Genomic DNA, 1,022 nt, shown 5'->3' on the forward strand with positions numbered 1-1,022 from the left:
ACAATCCATGATTTCTTAAAACTTATAAAAATGTCTAACTTTTTTATTGCACTTCAGCTTCAATTCTCTTTTTTTAAACAAATTTTGCCAATGCTTTACCGACGCCATCGTGATTGTTGTCAGTAGTAATGTAGTCACAAACAGCTTTGGTACCAACAGTGGCGTTTTTCATTGCAATTCCTAATCCGGCAGTTTTTAGTAAAGGGATATCGTTGTCACGGTCACCAAAGGCGATGATCTCACTAAGTTCTATATTAAGATGATTAGCTAAATGTTTTAAGGCAGTTCCTTTATTGACATTATTGGGAAAAATCTCCAAATAACCAATACCAGTCCTGACAACAAAGTAATCGCTAAACTCAGACTTAATAAAATTAGTAATGCGATTGATTTTTTCTTCGTTACCATTGATTACAGCCTTAGTTATTTCAAAATCACTGGGCATTTCTTCTGGATTTCTGATATGTAAACCGTCACCATTTTCAAAAGCCATTGCGATAGTAAAAGGATCAATATCAGCATGATTGCTAGTATAAATATTGCCATTCACATCAAAGACACAGTAAGACAATGAATTTTTATCGACAAAATCGACGAAATAATGGTAAAAGATATTTGGTAAGGTATTTTGAAAAATAATATCGCTATTGAGATTTTCGATGATGGCGCCACCGTTAGTGATCATATATTGATTTGTTCCGTAGATTCCTAATTGTTGAGCGTATTTGTACATTGCTTTGTGGGGACGACCAGAACAAAGGACGACTTTAATATTTCTTTCTAGAGCTAATCGGATCTGTGCTTTAGTTTGGCTGGAAATAGTTTTAGCGCTAGTTAATAAAGTATCATCAATATCGATGGCAATTAATTTGTATGTCATATCGAAACTCCTAACTATATTTTATTCAGTAATTATAGTTGGTGAGCAAGTAATGATACACTGAAAATTAGTAATTTTAATTTTTTTATTTGGCAGATTGCAAGAAATAACCGAACATTTTTTAAAACTTAATATTTTCCAT

At 32.5% G+C, this 1,022-nt stretch carries 1 protein-coding gene; it reads right to left on the bottom strand.

The annotated features are described in order from the left end of the window. Positions 1 to 73 precede the first annotated feature (73 nt). Positions 74 to 880, bottom strand: a complete 807-nt coding sequence (locus tag FC88_RS05855; RefSeq protein WP_057813728.1) for a Cof-type HAD-IIB family hydrolase — start codon at positions 878 to 880, stop codon at positions 74 to 76. Positions 881 to 1,022: the final 142 nt, after the last annotated feature.

It is taken from the genome of Companilactobacillus futsaii JCM 17355 (genome assembly GCF_001435505.1).
Classification (GTDB): domain Bacteria; phylum Bacillota; class Bacilli; order Lactobacillales; family Lactobacillaceae; genus Companilactobacillus; species Companilactobacillus futsaii.